Origin of the sequence: Mycoplana rhizolycopersici (assembly GCF_013378445.1) — a bacterium.
Lineage (GTDB): Bacteria > Pseudomonadota > Alphaproteobacteria > Rhizobiales > Rhizobiaceae > Mycoplana > Mycoplana rhizolycopersici.
Genome location: NZ_JABXYK010000006.1, coordinates 182,308 through 202,624, shown reverse-complemented (window position 1 = coordinate 202,624; position 20,317 = coordinate 182,308). Strand labels below are relative to the sequence as shown.

Genomic DNA, 20,317 nt, shown 5'->3' with positions numbered 1-20,317 from the left:
TGTGCAACCTGTCTTCGATTGCTTCGAAAAAGATCTGGGCGGCTCGAGAGCAGAGACAACCATCTCTTCTCGGCCCACCGCAGAATGGAACGAGGCCAGATGCCAATTCTCCACCGGGTATCACATCTTTGCTGATGGCGCGGCAGTACCAAATCCGGGGGCCGGCGGTTGGGGCGTTGTCGTCTATCGTGACGGTGTCGAGGTTGAAGCCCTTAAGGGTGGCGAGCCCGACACCACAAATAACCGCATGGAGATGAGCGCGCTTCTGATCGCTATCGAGACTGCCGCGCGGATACCTGCCCGCGTCACGATCTGGTCTGACAGCAAGTACTGCGTCAACGGGGCAAACGACTGGAGACATAAATGGAAGCGCCAGGGCTGGCGCAAATCCCCCCGAGCGTCCGAGCTCGTGAAGAATGCTGAGATCTGGCAGGCGATCGACGCAGCTCTAGGTGCGTCCGAAACTGGTTACGTCGCCATCAAGTGGGTCAAGGGCCATGCCGGCATCGTCGGCAACGAGCGTGCCGATCAACTGGCAGAGATTGGCAGACAGGATGCACTGGACAAGTTGTCCGTTGCATCGAGGGTGCGCAGATGAACGCTCGAAGCGTCCACCCTGCTACCAGAACTCAGTCCTGCTGCTTCTCGTTGGCGCTCTTGCCGTCGGAACTGCGCGACCGCTCCTCGAACCGATCCGCGCCCTTGGCGAGGTCAGAGCCCTTTTCGGCTTCGATCTTGCGTTCCTCGGCGGCAGCGGCCTTACGCAGGCCGCGCGCGGATTCGTTGCCCTGCTTCGTCGGTGCATGTTCGATGCCCATTGAAATCTCCTCCGTGGGCGGGATGCCGCGCTCTTGGAACGGGCGGACGGCACCTTGGTTCCGAGCAAAGCCGACGGACCGCCTCACTCAGCAATAACAAGGAGCACAACATGACCATAGCTGAGCGACAGGCCCGGGAGGCCTACAATCGCGAAAACCCCTGGCGCCCGATGAAGGACGTTAAAGCCGACGGTACAATCTGCGAACTACTGTTCAACGATATGGTCGGCGACTTCGGGACTGAGGGGCTGCACTACTTCCTCGACACCGATGGCTGCTGGTACCGGATAGATCCGCCGTCGCGTGTTTGGCTCACTCCGATCAATTGGCGCCCCGCATTTGTGCGGCTTACGCCGGAACGTCGAAGCCTTTTGAAGCGCAGGATAGCGGAGCAGAACCGAGCATGACGATAGACAGCAGACATCCGAGCACGGCGCGAGCTACGGGGGAACGGTGGTTCGCTATCCGCACAAGGCCTGGGTCGCAGGCTATGGCGAGGCAGCTGAAGGACGTTCCAGAGCATCGTCGCGGAGAGACCGTTATCGAGCGCAATCTGCGCGAGGCCGGGATCGATGTATGCATGCCGGCCTTCTGGCGAGAGATACGCGCGCATCGCAGCCGGAAGCTCCGGGAGCGGCGATTCCCGCTTCTGGTGGGCTACGTCTTCATCCGACACGATCCATCGCGTGGTTTCGCGGCCGTGCGCGACGTAGACGGCGTCCTCGATATTGTTAGGAACGGGAGTGGCCCCGCCGAACTCAACGAGGACGACATTCGGTTCCTGATGATGGAGATGTTCCACCGTCACCAGGACTACCGCCTCCACCGTGAGCACAAGATCGAAACAGCCCGCATCAAGAGGCGCCAGAACCTGCACGGCGAACTCGGCCGTCTCCTCCCCCGCGGCAGGAGCAGGACCGTGTCGCTAAGGTCCCACGCCGACGCCTGCATACAGTTGCTGCCCGATCGAGTGCGTGAACGAGTCATGGGAATTATGTCCGCATTGGATGCGATTGAGGACGACAAGGCCCTTGATGAATATCGCGAAGCGGTATAAATTCCTACGCGGGATGACAGAATTCCTTTGCGCTCCCCATGCTTCGCGCTGGGCTGCTGCCGGTCCCAACTGCCGAGCGATAGCACTCGGCGCGACGGGGAAGTTGCGTCGACGCGGCACGGCTCTTCGAGCAGCCTCCGCAGCATCAGTTTGCTGTATTGAATGGCCGAGCAAACGGGCTGAATTCGCGGTTCTGGATCTCGACGATACGATCGAGAAGATCCTCAGTTGCCTCCACAATACGGTTCACGTTGAATTCCTGGCCCCAAAACACGAGGTTGGTTGTGTCTGTTTCGAACACGCGGAACGCGTCGATTGGCTCAGCTGTTTCGAAGCTTCCTTTAGGGCCATAACAGATGTCAACGTAATGTCTAAGCTTACTGTTGGCAGCCCAGTGAAGAATTCGTTCATCAATGTGCTCGAAGTTATTTCGCATGGTGACTTCTCGCAAGGGAGAGTCATCTTGAACGCCGAGATGTTCGCGAAGAGCCTTCCGCTCATCCGCTTTTTTGCCGCCTGCGCCCCACAGTGCCTTAGAGATATTGGCACTCGCATTCAGAAGATTTTGTAGTGCGTAGAAAACTTGCTGAGTACGTCGATTCTGGAGACCAGAGTTGATCTCCAGGGCTGAGGCGACAACAAACTGGCACTGAAGTTTTATTTGCCCGCGGAATACATCGATGAGAAATTTGTCCATCACACCCTCCGAATCTCATTATCTCAACGCTAGATTGGTCTGACGCGCAGGCAACCCGTTCTCATAGCCGTCCACAAAAAGCGTGACGCAACGATTTTCAGCGCATCGCTCGCCTGAGGCGGAGGCGTATCGCGCCTTCTACAAGGACAAGCGCTGGCGAGGGAAACACGGCATTCGTGCCAGGCGCCTATCCCTGGAGCCCCTATGCCGGACGTGCAGCAAGCGTGGGCACATCACCGTCGCCACCGTTGTCGACCACATCACCGAGCACAAGGGTGACAGGGATCTCTTCTTCGCCTTTAGCAATACCCAGAGCCTATGCGCTCCATGCCACGACAGCGAGAAGCAGAGCATCGAGGCCAGAGGCTACGACAAGGCCATAGGTGAAGACGGCTGGCCGATCGACGAGGCACACCCTGCCAACGCTTGTGGTGGCGGCATTCAAGCTCAACCGGCTGAAATCTCAGCCCGTCAACTCCAAGGGAAATCATGATCAAGCTTGGCGCATTCGCATCCGACCGCATCAGCACATTCGCAGGCGTCGTCACCGGTAAGGCCACCTACATCACCGGCTGCGATCAGTACCTCCTCATCCCGAAGAACGGGGAGAAGGAAGGTCGCTGGTTCGATGAGCAGCGGCTTGAGGTGGACCCGAACGTTGCAGTGATCGAGATCGACAACAGCAACGGCAACGGAGCGGACCTCGCAGCCCCGATCAAGTGACCCGAACTGGGGGGGGGTATCCAGAAGGCCGGAGGAGACCCCTCTGGGACCGGCGCGGGGAGTTTTCTTTCGCTAAACCGTAAGATTTGAGGAATAGCCGGATGAAAACCAGAGGTCGCGTCTCCGCCGCAGCGGTCGAAATCAATGCCGTTGTGCCGGTGGAGATCGTCCCTCGCCTCCAGGCTCCACATGACCTTACCGATGAGGAGGTCGAAGTCTGGGCTACGGTCGTCGACAGCCACCCTGCGGACTGGTTTGCGGCATCTACCGCGCCGATCGTCGCTGCTTACTGCCGGCATGTCATATCCGCTCGTCGGATCGCTGAACTGATCGAGAAGGCCGTCTCTGATCCCGAACTCTCTATCCTCGACTATGACCGCCTGCTGAAGATGCAGGAACGGGAGAGCCGGGCGATCGCCACAATGGCGACGAAGATGCGGATCACCAACCAGGCGCTGACGAACCACCGTGGCAACAAAACCAAGACCGCAGCCCGGAAGCCCTGGGAAGGCTAAGACGCGCGCTGAGCGCAACATCAAATGGATTGAACGCTATTGCCGTGTGCCGGAAGGTCGCCACGTCGGACAGCCTGTCCGGTTGCGCGAATGGCAGCGTAAGGAGATCCGCAAGATCTACGACAATCCGGCCGGTACCCGCCGCGCCATCATCTCGTTCGGGAGAAAGAACGGCAAGACGGCGTTGGCGTCCTTCCTCCTGCTGCTGCACACCTGCGGCCCCGAGGCTCGCCCCAACTCGCAGCTTTACTCGGCAGCACAGTCGAGAGATCAGGCGGCCATCCTCTTCAGCCTGGCGGCGAAGGTGGTCCGGCTGTCTTCGGATCTCAACGACTGCGTGACAATCGTCGATTCGAGCAAGCGCATTCACTGCCCGGAGCTTGGGACGACTTACCGGGCGCTGTCGGCGGAAGCGGCAACGGCCTACGGCCTATCACCGGTGTTCATCGTTCACGACGAACTCGGCCAGGTCCGCGGACCTCGGTCGGAGCTGTATGAGGCGCTGGAGACGGCGACAGGCGCGCAGGACAACCCGCTGTCGATCGTCATCTCGACGCAGGCGCCGAACCCGGATGATCTGCTGTCGGTGCTGATCGACGATGCGCAGACCGGCCTTGATCCTCGCGTCGTGCTGAGCCTCTACACAGCGCCGGACGATGCCGACCCGTTCGCGCCGAAGACGATCAAGCTGGCAAATCCAGCCTACGGAGATTTTCAGAACGCCGACGAAGTGCAGGCGATGGCCGAGGACGCCAGGCGCATGCCGAGCCGGGAGCCCGAATATCGGAACCTGATCCTGAACCAACGGGTCGAAATGTTCTCCCCGTTTGTCTCCCGCTCGGTATGGGCGGCATGCGGCGGAGCGATCTCGACCGATTGGCAGGGCCTGCCAGTCTATGGCGGCCTCGATCTCTCCAGCGTCAGCGACCTGACAGCGAAGGTCTACGTCGCCGGCGTCGGCCTGGACTGGCACGTTCGCTCGACCTTCTGGCTCCCGAAGGAAGGTCTGAAGGAGAAGTCTCGCAACGACCGTGTGCCCTATGACACATGGGCGGAGCAAGGCCACCTGCGGACCTGTCCTGGACGGACGGTAGACTATGAGTTCGTGGCCGCCTCGCTATTCCGAGACTGTGAGTCGATGGACATAAGGAAGATTGCTTTCGATCGCTGGAACTTTCGGCACCTGAAACCCTGGCTTTTGAAGGTGGGGTTTTCGGAAAAGCAGGTATCCGAGGATGACGACGGGTCACTGTTCCATCCGTTCGGGCAAGGGTTCGCCTCGATGTCTCCCGCGCTGCGGACGCTCGAAGCTGATCTTCTCGACGGGCGGATCGTCCACGGCAATCATCCAGTGCTGACAATGTGCGCTGCAAACGCCGTCGTTACCCAGAACCCGGCCGGCGACCGGAAACTCGACAAGGCAAAGGCCAGCGGCCGCATCGACGGAATGATCGCCCTGGCGATGGCGCGCAGCATAGCGAGCACGGTCCAGACCAAGCTGAAGCCGACGTATCAGATGCTGGTCGTCGGCCGCTGAGCAACCCGAAAACTGATTGAATCCGGAGGTCCGGTCATGACCATGACGCGGCGCGCTTACTCGTTATTCGAGGTCAAGGCGGTCAACGAGGAAAAGCGGATCATCCGCGGCATCGCCACGACGCCCGCCGTCGATCGCGTCGGCGACATCGTCGAGCCGCTGGGGGTGAAGTTTCAGAACCCGCTCGCCTTTCTGTGGCAGCACGACCACAAGCAGCCGATCGGCACGGTCAAGTTCGACAAGCCGACCGCCGACGGCATCACCTTCGAGGCCGAGATCCCGATCATCGACGAGCCCGGCACGCTGAAGGATCGCGTCGACGAAGCCTGGCAGAGCATCAAGATCGGCCTCGTTCGTGCCGTGTCCATCGGCTTCCGAGCCATCGAATACAGCTTCATCGAGAACGGCGGCATCCGGTTTTCGGAGACCGAGGTTTACGAGCTCTCCGCCGTCACGATCCCAGCCCAGTCCGATGCGGTAATCACCAGCTTCGGCAAGAACATGGATGCCGCGGCTATCGCGGTCATCAAGTCCTTCGACACCGGTGTCCCGGCCGCGTCCGGCCATACTGGACCCGCTGCCGATGTCTCTCCCGGCGTCTCGGGGAAAACCATCAAATCCGTGAACCTGAGGCCGAAGGAGGCCACCGACATGAAGACCCTTGCCGAGCAGATCGTTGCTCTCGAATCCAAGCGCGCCGCGAATGCCGGCCGCATGGCTTCCATCATGCAGAAGTCGATCGACGAAAACCGCTCCACCGACCAGGCCGAGCAGGAAGAGTTCGACACCCTCGAGCAGGAGATCGACCAGATCGACGGCGACCTCAAGCGTCTCCGGTCGCTGGAAAAGGCGCAGGCCGTAACGGCAAAGCCGGTTATCGCCAACCAGATCAAGACCGCCGCCGATGCCACCGCACTGCGGAACGGCCTGCCGCTTGCCCCACCGGCGCCGGAAAAGGGCATTCGCTTCGCCCGCTACGCGAAGTGCCTCGGCATCGCCCACAAGACCCACCAGCCGCTCGACCGCGTGGCCGAAGGTCTCTATGGTAAGAGCGACCCGGATCTCGTCGACATCGTGAAGGCAGCGGTCTCGGCGATGACGTCGGCGAACACCGACGCCCTGATCGGCAACGAGGGCGGCTTCGCCGACTTCGTCGAGTTCCTTCGTCCCATGACCGTTCTCGGCCGTTTCGGTACCGGCAATATCCCGGCGCTGACGCGTGTTCCCTTCCGGGTGCCGCTGATTTCCGAGACCTCGGAGAGCGATGCGCAGTGGGTTGGTGAAGGCAAGGGTAAGCCCCTGACGAAGATGGGCGCCGGCAGAACCGAGCTCGGCCCGCTCAAGATCGCCACCATCGCCGTCCAGACGATGGAACTGATCCGGGACAGCTCGCCGTCCTCCGACGTCTTGATCCGCAACTCGCTGGCGAAGGCCATCGCGAAGCGCTCGGACCTGTCGTTCATCGATCCGACTTCGGCGGCCAGCGCCGGTGTGAAGCCGGGCTCGATCCTTAACGGCGTAACCGCTATCGTGAACAGCGAAGCCACCGGTGCCGATGGCGTCCGCGAAGACGTCCAGGCGCTAATCGGTGCCTTCGTCGCGGCGAATAACGCGCTGCAGTCCGGCGTCTGGGTGATGTCCGCGACCTACGCTCTGCGGCTCATGATGATGCTGAACCCCCTCGGTCAGCGGGAATTCCCCGGCATCACCATGCAGGGTGGGACGTTCTTCGAGCTGCCGGTTATCGTGTCCAATTACCTGACCGACTATGTCGCTCTGGTGAACGCCGAGGACATCTGGTTCGCAGACGAAGGCGGCATCGATATCGCGATGTCGACGGAAGCCTCGCTCGAGATGGTCGATAACCCGACGCAGGATTCGGGTGCCGCCACTCCGGTCGACAGCGAGCTCGTCTCGATGTTCCAGACCAATAGCGTGGCCTTCCGCGCCGAACGGACCCTGAACTGGGCTCGTCGTCGCGCATCGGCCGTCGCCTGGATGGACAACATCACCTGGGGCGACCCGGTCGTAACTCCCTGATCCTCCCGGATCTGATGACAGCCGGCCCCGCTCATGGGGCCGGTACCTCAACGAGGAGACGGCCATGAACTCCTATATGACCCGCGCCCTTAGGGCCCGCGACCCGCGCTTCGCTCGTATTCTCGGCAAACTCGGCTATGAGCGGACGGACCTCGTTGCTGCAGAGCCGAAGAGCAAGCCGAAGGTGCAGCCCGCCAAGGCAGACGACCTCACCGTCCTGCGTGATCAGTATTTCAAGTCGATCGGGAAGCGCCCCTATCACGGCTGGGATGCGGACGCGCTTCGAGCGAAGATCAAAGAGGCAGGAGCCGCCTGATGCGTGTGCCGCAAATCTCGCGAGAGCGGCGCGTTGAGCCGATGTTCGAGAAGGCTATCGCCCCTGTCACGCAGGGCCGTGGCGGCTGGTATCGGATCTTCGAGAGCTTCCCGGGCGCATTCCAGCGGAACGTCGAGGTTCGGTTCGACAGCGTGCTTTCCAACCATGCCGACTTCGCCTGCCGTACGCTGATCGCTTCCGATATCTCGAAGCTTCGGATTAAGCTGGTCGGCCGGGACAAGGAAGGCGTCTGGACCGAGTTCAGCAATACTGCCCATTCGCCGGTCCTGCGCAAGCCGAACGACTTCCAGAACCGCATCCAGTTCATGGAATCCTGGGTGCTGTCGAAGCTGCAGCACGGCAATACCTACGTCCTGAAGCAGCGGGACGGCAGCGGCGTAGTGCGGAAGCTCTACGTGCTCGATCCGCGTCTGGTGACCCCTCTCGTGTCCAGCGACGGCAGCGTGTTCTATCAGCTCAACGCGGACGATCTGACGGGCGTGAAGCAGTCAGTGATCGTCCCTGCGCGTGAGATCATCCACGACCGGTTCAACTGCTTCTACCACCCGCTGGTCGGCCTCTCGCCGATCTTCGCCGGCGGCCTAGCTGCCATGCAGGGCCTCGCCATCCAGAACGACAACGCGAGGTTCTTCCAGAACGGCGCGAATCCCGGCGGTGTCCTCACGGCGCCCGGCGCTATCGAAGACGATACGGCCAAGCGGGTAAAGGACTACTGGGATACCAACTTTGCCGGCGAGAACTCGGGCAAGGTCGCGGTGCTCGGCGATGGCCTCAAATACGAGGCCATGAAAGCCAAGGCGACGGACTCCCAGATGATCGAGTCCCTGAAATGGACAGCCGAGGTCGTCTGCTCGACCTACCACGTTCCGCCCTACAAGATCGGCGTCGGCAGCATGCCGAGCCACAACAACGTCCAGGCGCTCAACGTCGAATACTATTCGCAGTGCCTCCAGGTGCTGATCGAATCCATCGAGCTTTGCCTCGACGAAGGTCTGGAAATGAAGGAAGGCGTGGGCACCGAGCTCGACGTCGATAACCTTCTCCGCATGGACAGCGTCACGCAGATGGACGTCCTGGATAAGGCGAAGAGCGTTATGACCCTCGACGAGCGCCGCAAGCGCCTCGACCTCAAGAGCGTTACCGGCGGCGACACGATCTACATGCAGCAGCAGGATCACTCGCTCGAGGCGATCGCCGCGCGAGATGCGCAGCTAATCGAGCAGTCCAAGAACCCGCCCGCTCCCGTCGCTGCACCGGTGCCGCCTCCTGCCGAGGATGACGACGCGTCGCGGGAGGAAGCCGAGCAGCGGGCATTTGCGGCCGAGCTGGCTCTGTCGTTCCAGAAAGGTATCGCGGCATGATCGACGCAAAGGCCCTCGGCCAGGAACTCGCCGCGATCGTCAAGGCGCAGATCTCCCCGATGGAAGCGCGCATCGCAGATCTGGAAAAGCGTCTGGCCGATGCCGGCACCCCGGTCGACGTCGTCAACGCGCTAATCGATCGCACCGGCAATCTCGTCCTGACCATGTCCGACGGCACAGTGAAGGATCTCGGGCCGGTGGTAGGCAAGGATGGCGAGCCGGGCAAGCCTGGTCGAGATGGGTTCTCGCTCGAAGACTTCGACGCTACCCTGATGGATGATGGCAGGACCGTCCTGCTCGCGTTCGTCAGCAACGACCAGTCGTTCAAGGTCGAACTCGGCATTCCGACCATGATCTACCGCGGCGTCTATCAGGACGGCAGCTCCTACCAGAAGGGTGACACTGTCACCTGGGGTGGCAGTCTCTGGCACTGCGACGCCGACAAGACCGACGAGAAGCCCGACAGCGCCGAGAAGCACTGGACGCTTGCGGCGAAGAAGGGTCGCGACGGCAAGGATGGCGTGATGAAGGAAGCGAAGGCACACGCACCGCTCCGCATCCGCGCCGGCGGGGATGTCCGATAATGGCGTTGGTCAGCCTGGATTTCGTCAAACAGGCGCTTCGGATCGCCGAGCGCGATGATGAAGGCAACATCCTTGATCACGAGGACGACGGCGTTCTGCAGGCCTACATCGACACGGCTTCGGAGGCGGTCGTCCGGTACCTGAAGGAGGGAGCCAACGACGATTGGGATGAATCCACCACGCCGGCGGCGGTGCGCCAAGCCGTCGTGATCGCCGTTCAGGGTCTATATGATCCCGACCAGGTCGAACTGCTATCGGGGCTGGGTACTTCGGACCCGAAGAACCCGATCGTCGCACTGCTCTGCATGATGCGCAAACCGACGCTGGCCTGACATGACGACCGTCCAGGAACTCGATCGCGCCATTACGGTGTTGCGGTTCGACGAGAGCGCACGCAACACGCTGAACGAAGCTGTAGGCGTCTGGGTGCCCGTCGTAGCCGTCCGCGCCAGTCGGCGGGATGTCTCCGATGGCGAGCGCTCTGCGGCCGGCACCGTGGGGGCATACCTGCAGGCGCGCTTCGTGGTGCGATCCAGCGTCAACACGCGGGGCATCGTGCCGAGTGACATGCTTCGCCACGAGGGCAAGGACTGGGACATCAAAGGCATCAAGGAGACCTCCGAAGGTCGTCATCGCTTCCTTGAGATCACCGCCAGCGTGAGTGTGGACTGATGGCAAAGTCCACGGTGAAAGTTGAAGGTCTGCGGGAGCTAGATCGGGCACTCGGCGCCCTCCCGAAGTCTACGGCAAAGGCGGTGCTGCGCCAGGTGCTGAAGGATGCCGGCGAGCCGATCGCGCGCGCGGCGCGCCTGGGTGCGCCTCGGCACGACATGCACCTCTACGAGAGCATCGACGTCTCTACCCGGCTGAACGGGCGCCAGCGCGGGCTTCATCGCGAAGAAAACAAGCCGACCTTTCAGGAGATGTTCGTCGGCACAAACAATCCCGCCGGCGTCTTCCAGGAGTTCGGTACCGGGCCCGGCCACATCGCACAGCCGTTCATGCGGCCAGCGTGGGACGCCCATAAGATGAGCACGATCACGCTCATCTCGGACGGTCTGTGGGTCTCGATCGAGAAGGCGGCCAAGCGGCTAGCGAAGAAAGGCGGCGCGTGATGGAGGAAGAGATCACCGCTCTCCTCGCTGGTGTCGCTGGCGGCCGCCGGCACTGGTTCCAGGCACCGCAGGACGCGCCTCGCCCCTATGTCGTGATGCAGCGCATTACCGGGCGTGCGAATTACCACATGAAGGGTCCGAGCGGATACGTGCTTAGCCGCGTTCAGATCGACTGCTATGCCGACACGAGGACGGAGGCGAAGGTCACCGCACGCGCTGTCACCGCAGCGCTCTCCGGCTACAGGGGCGGCACCATCCAGGGGATGTTCCTCGACGGTCAACGGGATCTGCCGGCTGCGGACGCTGGCGATGTTTCAAGCCTTTTCCGCACTTCCATCGACTTTACCATTCACCATGGAGACTGAGCCATGACCGATGCAATGATCGGCTACAATACCGGATACGCGATCTGGGATGCGTCGCTTTCGACACCTGCCTTCGTCGAGGCAGCCGAGGTGATCAACGTCACTCCGGGCGCGTCCACGGCCGACCGGATTGACGCCACCCATATGAAGAGCCCGAACCGGCGTCGGGAGTACATTGCCGGCCTGATCGACAACGGCGAGGCTTCATTCGAGATCAACTGGGTTCCGGGAAGCTCGACCGACGAACTTATCCGCGGGCTGTTCGAATCCGGCGCATCGGTCGATCATCGGATCACGTTCCCGAACAACGTGACGGTTACCTACAAGGCCGTCATCACGGGCTACGAGAAGACGGCCCCCATCGACGACCGCATGACCGCCACCATCACTGTCGCCGTTTCCGGCGCGGAGACCTGGGGAGAGGCCGCTTAAATGGCAAATCCGATTCGTGGTTCCGTTTCGCTTCCGGTCGGCGATCGCACATTCACCATGTCTTTTTCGATCAACGCGCTTTGCGTTCTCGAGGACGAGCTGGGCGCGCCGATTGGCAAGGTGGCGGAGGGCCTGAACGATCAGGCCAATATCCGGATGTCGACGGTTCGGACGATCGTCTGGGCCGGTCTTCAGGATCATCATCCGGAAATCGATCTGAAGGAGGCCGGCGCCGTTATGACCGAAGCGACCGTGCCAGTGTGCATGGAGGCGATCGGGAAAGCCTTCAAGCTGGCGTTTCCGGAGGGGGAGAAGAAGGCAAACCCTCGGAAGGCGGGGGCTTCTCGCCGCTAGGTCTGCTCACGTCATGGGTGGAATGCGGCCAGGATCCCTCGCAGTTCTGGAGCCTGACCCCACGCGAGATCAGCGTGATCATGGATGGCGCCGTTTCGCGCCTGCGACGAGAGCGAAGCGAGCTTGCGTGGCTGGCCTGGCACATTGAGGCGCTAGCGCGAACAAAGAAGTTGCCGAAGCTGGAATCCCTCCTCGGCAGCCAGACGAAGCCGACAGGCAGGCGAATGAGCCCGGAGCAGATCGAAGCGATCACGCGCTCATGGCTGTCATCCCGAACGAGAAGGTGAAGCATGGCATCGGCGGTCATCGGCGCGCTGCGCGTCAACCTGGGCATTGATACCGCCCAGTTCACCGAGGGGCTGAACGGCGTTCGCGCCAGCATGGCGAATGTCGGCAAGCAGCTGCAGGGATGGGGCGTAAAGCTCTCGACCTATATCACCGCACCGCTTGCCGCCGCCGGCGGTGCAGTCGCGATTGCCGCGGGCCAGATGGCGAAGGATATCGACGAGCTGCGCAAGTCCGCGCAGATCTCGAATGTAGGGTTTGAGGAATTCCAGAAGCTCGCCTTCGCTGCCCGATCTGTCGGGATCGAGGGCGACAAGCTGGCCGACATCTTCAAGGATGTGAACGACCGGGTTGGCGACTTCAATGCCACGGGCGGCGGCCCGATGAAGGATTTCTTCGAGACCATCGCGCCGAAGATCGGCCTCACTGCCGATGCCTTCAAGAACCTGTCCGGACCGCAGGCGCTGCAGCTCTATTATGACAGCCTGAAAAAGGCAGGTGCTTCCCAGCAGGATCTTACCTTCTATCTCGAAGCGATGGCATCGGACGCAACCGCGCTGATCCCACTCCTCGAGCAAGGCGGCGAAGGCTTCCGCAAGCTGGGCGAAGGGGCTGCCGTCATTTCCGAAGATCAGGCGGCGGGACTGAAGAGCTACAACGACTCCATGCGGGCGCTTGGAGAGGCGATCAAGGGCGTGACGATCGCCATTGCTTCGAGCGGCGTGCTGGAGTTCATCACGAGCCTCGTCCAGCAACTGACCTCGATCGTCCAGGCGCTGGCAAAGACGAACCCGGAACTGCTGAAATGGGGCACGGTGATTGCTGGCGCCGCTGCTGCGATCGGCCCCATCGTTGCCGGGCTTGGTCTTTTCCTCACCGCAATTGCGGCGATCAGCGCACCGGTACTGGCCGTCGTCGCCGGTGTCACGGCCCTGACGGTTGCTATCGTGGCGTTCTGGCCGGAGATCAATGCGGCGGCCGCGGCCATCCAGTCTTTCCTTTCGGGCGCCTGGGCGGGCTTCGTCTCAGCCTGGGATGGCATGATCGAGAAGGTCCGCTCGGTCGGACAGGCCGTGGTGCAGTTCACCAATGATGTGATTGCAGCTTTTGCCGCGCTGCCGGCGAAGATGATGGAGATCGGCGGGCAGATCATCGACGGGCTCTGGAATGGCATCAAGGCCAAATGGGAAACGGTAAAGGGCGGCATTCGGGATCTCGGCACGGGCATTGCCGATACCGTCAAGAGCACCCTCGGTATCCATTCGCCGTCTCGTGTCATGCACGAGGTCGGCGTCAATATCATGCAGGGTCTCTCGAACGGCATGGCCAGCCTGCAGGGCAATGTGCAGGGGGTCGCCGCCCAGACCGCGAACGATGTTACCGGTGCATTCGGCGAGTTGCAGAGCGTGGGGCAGAGCCTTGCCTCCAGTATCGGAGACGTATTCTCCGGCCTGGTCAAAGGTGGCGACGAGGCGAAGCAGGCGATCAAGGGGCTGCTGAAGCAGCTGGGCGAAGCGGCGCTCAACTCCGGCCTTCAGGCGCTCACCAATGCCTTTGGTGGCGGAGCGGCTGGCGCGGGGGGCGCTGGCGGCGGCTTCGGTAATATTGTCGGGAGCATCGTGAAATCCCTGTTCGGGTTTTCGCAGGGCGGGTCCATCCTTCCGGGCGGAGCTTCGAACTTCACCGGCGTCGATAGCCAGGTGGTGGCCTTCCGCAAGAAGCCCAGTGAACAGGTCGATATCTACGATCCAAACACGCAAGGTCGCCGGAGCGGCGCGACGAGCATTCGTGGCGGCGACATCATCATCCAGGGCGACGCGTCCGAGAAAACGGTCGGACTGATCCGCCAGGCGATCAACGAGAACAACCAGAAGCTGGCTTATGCCCGCGAGAACGAGTGGCGCTGATGGAAGTTCTGCCTTCGCACATTGTTCCAGTGCGGCTGATGTTCCGGATCAAGCCGCTCCAGACGCTCGGTCCTCGTTCCTTCAGCGGCAAGCAGCAAGTGGGGGTGACCGATTCCGGGTACTGGGTTGCCAGTCTGGCTGAGTTTCCGATCGTTCACCGCGACCAGATCCTCGACTGGCGCGGGATCGTCGCATCGCTGGAGGGGATGGCGGGCGATCTCGTCGTCGGGCCCTTCGACGATTTGCGTGCGCCGACGTTCGGGTCCTTTCCACCGGTCATTACCGGCATTCCGCATTCCGACGGCGCGAAGTTTTCCGATGGGAGCGGTTACAGCCAGTCGACCATTCGCATCACGCTTGCCGGTGATCTGCCGCTTCGCGCGACATCGGCGGTCGTGACCGTGCATCAGGCCGGGGCGCTGCGGCGCGGAATGTATTTCTCGGTTTATGATGGGTTGCGTCCCTCCCTGCATATCATCACGAAGACACCGGAAATCTCGGGCGATCAGGCGACGATACAGTTTCGACCGCCGCTGCGTTTTCCCGTCAAGAGCGGCGAGACGGTCGATTTCGCCACGCCGAAGGCTGTCATGAACCTGGCTTCGTCCGACGAAGGCGCGCTCGACCTCGATATGGGGCGGTGGGGCAGGCCGTCGCTTGAACTTGTCGAAAGCTGGAACGGGCTCTGATCCATGACCTTCAGTGCAGCAGTCCGTGCGCAGCACGCAGGGCGCGTGGTTCGACGTGGCCGCCTCGTGCTGTTCGACTTCGCTTCCGGGCCGATCGGTGTCTGGAACGGGTTCGGGCGCCTGGAGACGAATGACGGCCGCACGTGGCTCGGCTTCGGCGAGCTGGGACAGGTTTCGGGAATTGCCCAGGCGATCAACGGGAAAGCGCCAGAACTGCGGTTCACCGTGTCCGGGGTCGATGAGACATTTGGGAGCAAGGTGAAGGGGGAGGCTTCAGAATATTTCGACCGGCTTGTTACCGTGTTCTCGCAATACTTCGACGAGGACGCCCAGTGCCTCGACGATCCCTATGCCGTGACGTGGGGGAAGATGCGCGGAATGGAAGCAACCCGCGCAGCTGATGACAGCGGCGGCTTCGTCCGAACCGTTTCGATCTCGGCCGAAGGCCCTTTCTCGAACAAGCGTCGGGCACCATTCGGATACGTTACCGATCGTGACCAGCAGAACCGCTATCCCGGTGACAATGGGATGAGCCGCACTGCCGGCATTGATGCGAAAGAATACAAATGGCTTTGACTGTTCTCGACGCCTTCATCGCCGACATGGCGCAAAAGCCGTTTTGCTGGCGTGAGATGAATTGCGGGCTGGAGCTGGCCGACTGGTGGCAGGTCAATCACGGCGTCGATCCTGCGGCGGACCTTCGGGGGGCGGTTGCTGATGCGGTCGGCGCCAAGCAATTGATCGCCGATCGCGGCGGTCTTGTGCCGATGATTGCCGCGATTGCTGAATCGGCCGGCGCTTCCAGGTCCGTCGGTAACAAGCCCGGCGACTTCGGCGTGATCGAGGTCGCAGGCGTGCAGTATTGTGCGATCCTGTCCGCCACCGGCCGCTGGATCGTGAAGGCTGAGCGGGGCGTTGCCGGATTTCGCGGCTGCGCCGTTCTGGCGGCGTGGAGCGTCTAATGCCTCAGGCGATCGTTGGTCTCATCGCTGCGGCCGGGATCCCCGGCCTCGTTACCGCGTCCGGCGCGCTGACACTCGGCGGCAACCTTCTGGCCGGCGCTATCGGGTTCGGCATCTCCTATGGTGCAAACGCGCTGTTCCGGGAGGATGCGCCGAAGCCGGCAGAGATGCGCGGAACTGTCCGGCAGTCGGTGGCCCCGCGGCGCAAGAGTTATGGCGAGGGGCCGATGGGCGCCGCCATCATCTTTTTCGAGGTCCGCGACGGCGCGCTGGTGCAGATCCTCTATCTCGGCGAGGGCGGCGAACTGGGGATCGACGCCTTCACCGAATGGCGCCTGGACGAGCGTATCGTCACCGTAGAGCCGGATGGAAACATCAACACCTCGCCGATCGATGGAAAGGTGGAGGTCGAGTTTCGCCTTGGATCCGCGAGCCAGCTCCACTATGACCGCGTCGCGGACATTTTCCCGGAGATCTACGACGCGACGCACCGTTGCCGCGGTTGCGTCACCGTCATGGTCAAGGCCAACAAGGTCAAGACGGAGAAGATCACCGAGGTCTATCCGAACCGCCTGCCGCAGCTCGTGCCGGTCGCCCGTCGAAACAAGGTCTTCGATCCGCGGACGGGATTGACCGCCTATTCGGCAAACCTGCCGCTGATCTTTCGCAGCTATCTCATCGACCTCGACGGCGCCGGTCTGCCGGCCAGCATGATCGATGAAGACGATTTCGAGCTGGCGGCGGATATCGGCGACGAACTGCTGGCGACATCCGGCGGCGGCACGGTCCGGCGGTATCACGGCCAGCTCGACTACAAGCTGGAAGAAGAGCCGATCGATATCATCGAGCGGATGATCACGGCTACGGACGGACGGCTGTTCCTGAAGCGCTCCGGCAAGATCGGTTACAGGGCAGGCAAGTACGTGGCGCCTACGGTGTCGATCCCCGATGCCGTGATCGTCAGTTATTCGCTGAAGGATTCCAGCGGGCCGCTGCGCGAAGGCACCGAAGTCACCGTCCGCTACCAGAACAAGCTGGCGCGGCACACAGAGGCGACCTGCGATCCATGGATCATCGATACGGACGGGACGCGCAAGCCGATCCCGATCCAGGCCTACGAGATCCAGGAGCACCACCATGCGCGGCGCGTTGCCAAGCGGCGGGCGCAGCGGGCAACGGCGCGGTGGCGCGGCACGATCGTCACTGATCTCTTCGGCCTGGAGGCCTGGGAGGAGCAGTACATTTACCTCGAGGTGCGCGACCTCGGCATCGACTTCGAGCCTTTCGAAATCATGGATATCCGCGAGGGCGACGATGACATGACCGTCATCATCGACGTTGTCAGTCTGCCGGAAGATCCCGAAACGATGCACGACCTCACATTCGCCGAGGAAGGAACGCCGCCGACCATTCCAGAGGATCTAGACGATGAGACGCTTACGCCGCCTCAGAACTTCGCGGTCTCGATGCAACAGCGGAACGTTGGCGGCGATACTGTAGCGCTGCTGGTGGCGACGTGGGACGCTTATCCGGATCGCGATGACCTTTCGGCGCAGGCGCAGATCTCGATCGCCGACGAGGAGGACTGGAGCAACATTACCGTCGCCGACAACGAGGTCAGGGCCGAGGCGATCGGTCTGGTCGACGGTGAGCTTTACGACGTGCGGGTGCGGTGGCTGGAGCCGGATGGGAAGCCGTCCGGCTGGGTGCTTTTCGAGAACATCCTCGCAGTCTCCAACCCAACGCCGCCTGCGGGGCTTGCCAACTTCCTATTGACGTCGACGGTGAATCTCGGTCGCGTCCAGTTTGAAATTCGGACCGGCAACGATCGCAGTGTCCGTTGGGTAAATCTCTACCGAGTGGCCGCCGGCGCGCCGTTTAATGTGAATACCGCAACAGCCGTGAACTCGGTTCCGATCTATGTTGGCCCGTCGCAGTCCTACGACTACCTTGACGGAGATGGCACGCGCACGAACGCGGTCCCCAATTCCACGTTCGACGATTCCTCAGGGTTCACCCTTCTTGGGACGGGGTGGTCGGTTGGGAGTGGCAAGCTCAATGGGGCAGCAGGAGTTGCCAGCTTCGCCAGTCAAGCCGCAACGTTCTCCGATGGAGCCGTCGTCAGAGCCGCACTCACGGTCTCCTCTAGGACGGCCGGCGCAGTACGTATGAGGCTCCAGGGCACAGCCATAGCCGACGGCGCCGACAAGACTGCAAACGGCACGTTCCTCGAAACGCTGGCGGTTCCGTCTGGTGGTTCCACGACTATCAGTATCCGTAAGGACGCGTCATTCGTGGGATCACTTGACGACTGGTACGCATACATCTCCACGCCCTCTTGCGCCCCGCAAGGGCGGTGGGACTACTACGCCGTGCCGTTCAATGGATCAGGAATCGACGGTCCTGCGTCGGGACCAATCACTGTCACAATCGTCTAGTCGCTGCCGATAGGCGAGCAACAAAACGCTGCCGCCGCGGCGTGTTTTCACATGGGAAATCGTCATGGGACAAATCAGAGATGCCGCCAACGCGACCTATGAGGATGGGCAGTCGTCTAATCCAGACAAACCGGAGAAGAGCCTAATCCGCCGGTTATTCGGGCTGATCGAGGACATCATCTATGGCTTGCCTCAGGGGTACGATGTCTCCTACGAGACGCGGGCGCAGCTCTATGCTGATCTGAACTGGGCGGCTGGAAAGATCGGTCGTGTCTTTGGCGACAGCAACGAGGCCTACATAGGCATCTATAAGAAGTCCGGGGCGTCCGGTTCCGGCTCTTGGACCAGAATTGGTCCTCTGCCAGGTGGTGACGTCTCGGAACTACAGGCTCAGGTTGACTTGCTGGAGACGGGAAAGCTCGACAACACGTCCGCGACCAATCGAATTCTTGGCCGCCGTTCGTCCGGTACCGGCGCCGTCGAACAGCTCGCCACGGTTAGGGGCCTTTCGATCGATGTGGATGGCGTTGGCTTGGCCCAGATGCCCGAGGCAACCTTTAAAGGCCGGGTAGCGGGTGCCGGTACGGGCGCACCAACCGACATGACAGTGGCCCAAGCGCGCGCAGCACTCAATTACGAGGCGGATATCGTGGAGGCTGTGGATGGCGAGGCCGCAGCTCGTCTTACTTCGGTTCGGCCGGGCGACGACGGGTCTGTCGTCTTCGGAGACAGCATCGGGTTTGCTGTTTATCGCTTCCTTGATGGCCTTATGAAATACCGGGGGCGTCCGTTCCTTGGTGATCTTCTCGGGGCCAGTCTCGCGATCCGCGATGCTCTCGGCTTCGTACTCTACAGGCTCTCGGAAGCGGGAATCGCGTTTAAGGGGCGTCAGGTTCTGGCTGACTTTCTTGGTGACAGTTTCGTCATCAAGGACAGCCTTGGTTTCGTCCTCCTCCGCGCCGACAAGGATGGCATCAGCCATATGGGGCAGCCTTTGACGCCCGCCACCACATCGCCTGCCGACATAGAGTTCAACCGACACGCCGCTAAGCGGACGGACGTGCGTAGCATCGGGGTGTGGCAGAAGGCGCGCGCTGGTGTCGTCCAGGGTGCGGCTCGCACCGCCGTCTTCTGCATCGGCGACAGCAACATGATGGGCTGGAACGCCGGTGGCTCGTCTGGAACGCACAATCGTCTCCAGTCTATCCCAATGGTCGTCTCCAAACTCCTCGGCAAGGCATTGAGCGCAACATCCGAGAATTACTTCGGTCGCGCGATCATCGCTGACGCTGGTTACGAGACATACGACCCTAGGATCAGCGTTGGCGCGGGATGGGGGGCCACCAGTTCCTCAAACTCGCTGGGTGGAGAAATGTGGGTCAACAGCACCACCACTAACGTGCTGGGGTACACGCCGACGGTTCCGTGCGACACGATTGATGTGTGGGTTGCAATTGATGCGGCCGCCTCGCTGGAAGTCGGCGTTGCTGGCTCTCTCACTCCGTATACTCCCGCCACGGGGTCAATCGTGAAGCTAACCTATACCGCGCCGGCCGTTGCTATTCAGCAGTTCCAGATCAAACGTATCAGTGGCGGCGTAAGGCTGATTGGGTGGGACTGCTACGACAGCACCAAGAAGGGCGTCTCCGTGCTTGGTGGCGGCAAATCCGGCTGGCGATCTGACGATTACGCACATGCAGCGGGATGGTTCAGCCCCCGCAGCGCGCTGCTTTCGACCGGCGCCTCGGTGTTTGTCCTGTCCCTTGGGCTCAACGACTGGAGCGAGGAGCGTGCCCCCGAGCTATTCGAAGCCAGCATGCGCGAGATCATTGAGACGATCCGAGGCGGCGGTAAGGACGTGATCATGGTCATTCCGATGACGCCTAACGGCTCAAGGACGTGGGCTTGGTCAGAGTACCGGGCGATCATGTACGATCTGGCCGCCGAGTATGACCTTCCGCTTGCGGACATCGGCGAGGTGTTGGGAACCTGGGGCGCTGCGAATACCGCCGGGCTCGTCACCGACAACCTGCACCCGAACCTTTACGGCTACGGGGTTGCTGCTAGTCCCATTGCCTATCTTCTCAACCTGTGAGGACAC

General features: G+C 61.7%; 25 protein-coding genes. 23 read left to right on the top strand and 2 right to left on the bottom strand.

Annotated features, from left to right (window positions below):
- The first annotated feature begins 1 nt into the window (after window position 1).
- Window positions 2-598, top strand: a complete 597-nt coding sequence (locus HV823_RS12025; protein ID WP_343051858.1) for a ribonuclease H family protein — start codon at window positions 2-4, stop codon at window positions 596-598.
- Between the two features lie 31 nt (window positions 599-629).
- Here HV823_RS12025 and HV823_RS12020 read toward each other — a convergent pair whose 3' ends face one another.
- Window positions 630-818: a hypothetical protein gene (locus HV823_RS12020; RefSeq protein ID WP_176949961.1), complete on the bottom strand. Its 189-nt coding sequence runs from the start codon at window positions 816-818 to the stop codon at window positions 630-632.
- Between the two features lie 110 nt (window positions 819-928).
- On the opposite strand from HV823_RS12020, the gene HV823_RS12015 reads away from it, so the two are divergent.
- Together HV823_RS12015 and HV823_RS12010 are read left to right on the top strand one after the other, a co-directional pair.
- On the top strand, window positions 929-1,225 hold the full coding sequence (locus HV823_RS12015; protein WP_176949960.1) for a hypothetical protein: 297 nt from the start codon (window positions 929-931) through the stop codon (window positions 1,223-1,225).
- A gap of 83 nt (window positions 1,226-1,308) precedes the next feature.
- The gene (locus HV823_RS12010) at window positions 1,309-1,875 is read left to right on the top strand and encodes a transcription termination/antitermination NusG family protein (RefSeq protein WP_176949959.1); all 567 of its coding nucleotides are present in this window, start codon (window positions 1,309-1,311) and stop codon (window positions 1,873-1,875) included.
- 145 nt (window positions 1,876-2,020) lie between these two features.
- Here HV823_RS12010 and HV823_RS12005 read toward each other — a convergent pair whose 3' ends face one another.
- Entirely contained in the window at window positions 2,021-2,572 is a 552-nt protein-coding gene (locus tag HV823_RS12005; RefSeq protein ID WP_176949958.1) for a hypothetical protein, read from the bottom strand.
- Between the two features lie 82 nt (window positions 2,573-2,654).
- Between HV823_RS12005 and HV823_RS12000 the strand changes: the two genes are divergently transcribed.
- The 20 genes from HV823_RS12000 (at window position 2,655) to HV823_RS11905 (ending at window position 20,311) form a co-directional block, all read left to right on the top strand.
- Window positions 2,655-3,065 (top strand): HNH endonuclease, encoded by a 411-nt coding sequence (locus HV823_RS12000; protein WP_176949957.1) that lies wholly within the window; start codon window positions 2,655-2,657, stop codon window positions 3,063-3,065.
- Complete coding sequence (locus HV823_RS11995) at window positions 3,062-3,295, top strand: hypothetical protein (protein WP_176949956.1); 234 nt, start codon at window positions 3,062-3,064, stop codon at window positions 3,293-3,295. The genes HV823_RS12000 and HV823_RS11995 overlap by 4 nt, the downstream gene beginning before the upstream one ends.
- Before the next feature lie 101 nt (window positions 3,296-3,396).
- Window positions 3,397-3,810 carry a hypothetical protein gene (locus tag HV823_RS11990; protein WP_176949955.1) on the top strand — a complete coding sequence of 138 codons (414 nt, stop codon included), beginning with the start codon at window positions 3,397-3,399 and terminating at the stop codon, window positions 3,808-3,810.
- Between the two features lie 82 nt (window positions 3,811-3,892).
- Complete coding sequence (locus tag HV823_RS11985; RefSeq protein WP_210270765.1) at window positions 3,893-5,347, top strand: terminase large subunit; 1,455 nt, start codon at window positions 3,893-3,895, stop codon at window positions 5,345-5,347.
- 36 nt (window positions 5,348-5,383) lie between these two features.
- Window positions 5,384-7,387, top strand: a complete 2,004-nt coding sequence (locus tag HV823_RS11980) for a phage major capsid protein (RefSeq protein WP_176949953.1) — start codon at window positions 5,384-5,386, stop codon at window positions 7,385-7,387.
- Between the two features lie 64 nt (window positions 7,388-7,451).
- Entirely contained in the window at window positions 7,452-7,703 is a 252-nt protein-coding gene (locus HV823_RS11975) for a hypothetical protein (protein WP_176949952.1), read from the top strand.
- Window positions 7,703-9,085, top strand: a complete 1,383-nt coding sequence (locus HV823_RS11970) for a phage portal protein (protein ID WP_176949951.1) — start codon at window positions 7,703-7,705, stop codon at window positions 9,083-9,085. The genes HV823_RS11975 and HV823_RS11970 overlap by 1 nt, the downstream gene beginning before the upstream one ends.
- Window positions 9,082-9,669: a hypothetical protein gene (locus tag HV823_RS11965; RefSeq protein WP_176949950.1), complete on the top strand. Its 588-nt coding sequence runs from the start codon at window positions 9,082-9,084 to the stop codon at window positions 9,667-9,669. The genes HV823_RS11970 and HV823_RS11965 overlap by 4 nt, the downstream gene beginning before the upstream one ends.
- Window positions 9,669-10,001: a head-tail connector protein gene (locus HV823_RS11960; RefSeq protein ID WP_176949949.1), complete on the top strand. Its 333-nt coding sequence runs from the start codon at window positions 9,669-9,671 to the stop codon at window positions 9,999-10,001. Before HV823_RS11965 ends, HV823_RS11960 begins: the two co-directional genes overlap by 1 nt.
- 1 nt (window position 10,002) lies before the next feature.
- Window positions 10,003-10,341: a phage head completion protein gene (locus HV823_RS11955; RefSeq protein ID WP_176949948.1), complete on the top strand. Its 339-nt coding sequence runs from the start codon at window positions 10,003-10,005 to the stop codon at window positions 10,339-10,341.
- Window positions 10,341-10,784: an HK97 gp10 family phage protein gene (locus tag HV823_RS11950; protein WP_176949947.1), complete on the top strand. Its 444-nt coding sequence runs from the start codon at window positions 10,341-10,343 to the stop codon at window positions 10,782-10,784. Before HV823_RS11955 ends, HV823_RS11950 begins: the two co-directional genes overlap by 1 nt.
- Window positions 10,784-11,149, top strand: a complete 366-nt coding sequence (locus tag HV823_RS11945; protein WP_176949946.1) for a DUF3168 domain-containing protein — start codon at window positions 10,784-10,786, stop codon at window positions 11,147-11,149. Before HV823_RS11950 ends, HV823_RS11945 begins: the two co-directional genes overlap by 1 nt.
- A 3-nt stretch (window positions 11,150-11,152) precedes the next feature.
- Window positions 11,153-11,581: a phage tail tube protein gene (locus tag HV823_RS11940; protein WP_176949945.1), complete on the top strand. Its 429-nt coding sequence runs from the start codon at window positions 11,153-11,155 to the stop codon at window positions 11,579-11,581.
- Window positions 11,582-11,935, top strand: coding sequence for a GTA-gp10 family protein (locus HV823_RS11935; RefSeq protein ID WP_176949944.1), 354 nt, complete (start codon window positions 11,582-11,584; stop codon window positions 11,933-11,935). It begins immediately after the preceding gene.
- Between the two features lie 290 nt (window positions 11,936-12,225).
- Window positions 12,226-14,127 carry a phage tail protein gene (locus tag HV823_RS11930; protein WP_176949943.1) on the top strand — a complete coding sequence of 634 codons (1,902 nt, stop codon included), beginning with the start codon at window positions 12,226-12,228 and terminating at the stop codon, window positions 14,125-14,127.
- A complete protein-coding gene (locus HV823_RS11925) occupies window positions 14,118-14,816 on the top strand; it encodes a hypothetical protein (protein WP_176949942.1) in 699 nt (232 codons plus the stop codon). The genes HV823_RS11930 and HV823_RS11925 overlap by 10 nt, the downstream gene beginning before the upstream one ends.
- 3 nt (window positions 14,817-14,819) lie before the next feature.
- Window positions 14,820-15,392, top strand: a complete 573-nt coding sequence (locus HV823_RS11920; RefSeq protein ID WP_176949941.1) for a hypothetical protein — start codon at window positions 14,820-14,822, stop codon at window positions 15,390-15,392.
- Window positions 15,383-15,778: a DUF6950 family protein gene (locus tag HV823_RS11915; RefSeq protein ID WP_176949940.1), complete on the top strand. Its 396-nt coding sequence runs from the start codon at window positions 15,383-15,385 to the stop codon at window positions 15,776-15,778. Before HV823_RS11920 ends, HV823_RS11915 begins: the two co-directional genes overlap by 10 nt.
- Window positions 15,778-18,216: a phage tail protein gene (locus tag HV823_RS11910; protein ID WP_176949939.1), complete on the top strand. Its 2,439-nt coding sequence runs from the start codon at window positions 15,778-15,780 to the stop codon at window positions 18,214-18,216. The genes HV823_RS11915 and HV823_RS11910 overlap by 1 nt, the downstream gene beginning before the upstream one ends.
- A 64-nt stretch (window positions 18,217-18,280) precedes the next feature.
- Window positions 18,281-20,311, top strand: coding sequence for an SGNH/GDSL hydrolase family protein (locus HV823_RS11905; protein ID WP_176949938.1), 2,031 nt, complete (start codon window positions 18,281-18,283; stop codon window positions 20,309-20,311).
- Window positions 20,312-20,317 lie beyond the last annotated feature (6 nt).

Excerpts from the sequence above, each read along its gene's own strand:
- HV823_RS12020 (WP_176949961.1), bottom strand. The coding sequence starts at position 818 with ATGGGCATCGAACATGCACCGACGAAGCAGGGCAACGAATCCGCGCGC.
- HV823_RS11950 (WP_176949947.1), top strand. The coding sequence starts at position 10,341 with ATGGCAAAGTCCACGGTGAAAGTTGAAGGTCTGCGGGAGCTAGATCGG.
- HV823_RS11965 (WP_176949950.1), top strand. The coding sequence starts at position 9,082 with ATGATCGACGCAAAGGCCCTCGGCCAGGAACTCGCCGCGATCGTCAAG.
- HV823_RS11930 (WP_176949943.1), top strand. The coding sequence starts at position 12,226 with ATGGCATCGGCGGTCATCGGCGCGCTGCGCGTCAACCTGGGCATTGAT.
- HV823_RS11915 (WP_176949940.1), top strand. The coding sequence starts at position 15,383 with ATGGCTTTGACTGTTCTCGACGCCTTCATCGCCGACATGGCGCAAAAG.
- HV823_RS12010 (WP_176949959.1), top strand. The coding sequence starts at position 1,309 with ATGGCGAGGCAGCTGAAGGACGTTCCAGAGCATCGTCGCGGAGAGACC.
- HV823_RS11940 (WP_176949945.1), top strand. The coding sequence starts at position 11,153 with ATGACCGATGCAATGATCGGCTACAATACCGGATACGCGATCTGGGAT.
- HV823_RS11920 (WP_176949941.1), top strand. The coding sequence starts at position 14,820 with ATGACCTTCAGTGCAGCAGTCCGTGCGCAGCACGCAGGGCGCGTGGTT.
- HV823_RS11995 (WP_176949956.1), top strand. The coding sequence starts at position 3,062 with ATGATCAAGCTTGGCGCATTCGCATCCGACCGCATCAGCACATTCGCA.
- HV823_RS11960 (WP_176949949.1), top strand. The coding sequence starts at position 9,669 with ATGGCGTTGGTCAGCCTGGATTTCGTCAAACAGGCGCTTCGGATCGCC.
- HV823_RS11955 (WP_176949948.1), top strand. The coding sequence starts at position 10,003 with ATGACGACCGTCCAGGAACTCGATCGCGCCATTACGGTGTTGCGGTTC.
- HV823_RS11945 (WP_176949946.1), top strand. The coding sequence starts at position 10,784 with ATGGAGGAAGAGATCACCGCTCTCCTCGCTGGTGTCGCTGGCGGCCGC.
- HV823_RS12015 (WP_176949960.1), top strand. The coding sequence starts at position 929 with ATGACCATAGCTGAGCGACAGGCCCGGGAGGCCTACAATCGCGAAAAC.
- HV823_RS11905 (WP_176949938.1), top strand. The coding sequence starts at position 18,281 with ATGGGACAAATCAGAGATGCCGCCAACGCGACCTATGAGGATGGGCAG.
- HV823_RS11970 (WP_176949951.1), top strand. The coding sequence starts at position 7,703 with ATGCGTGTGCCGCAAATCTCGCGAGAGCGGCGCGTTGAGCCGATGTTC.
- HV823_RS11975 (WP_176949952.1), top strand. The coding sequence starts at position 7,452 with ATGAACTCCTATATGACCCGCGCCCTTAGGGCCCGCGACCCGCGCTTC.
- HV823_RS11980 (WP_176949953.1), top strand. The coding sequence starts at position 5,384 with ATGACCATGACGCGGCGCGCTTACTCGTTATTCGAGGTCAAGGCGGTC.
- HV823_RS11990 (WP_176949955.1), top strand. The coding sequence starts at position 3,397 with ATGAAAACCAGAGGTCGCGTCTCCGCCGCAGCGGTCGAAATCAATGCC.
- HV823_RS12005 (WP_176949958.1), bottom strand. The coding sequence starts at position 2,572 with ATGGACAAATTTCTCATCGATGTATTCCGCGGGCAAATAAAACTTCAG.
- HV823_RS11935 (WP_176949944.1), top strand. The coding sequence starts at position 11,582 with ATGGCAAATCCGATTCGTGGTTCCGTTTCGCTTCCGGTCGGCGATCGC.
- HV823_RS11910 (WP_176949939.1), top strand. The coding sequence starts at position 15,778 with ATGCCTCAGGCGATCGTTGGTCTCATCGCTGCGGCCGGGATCCCCGGC.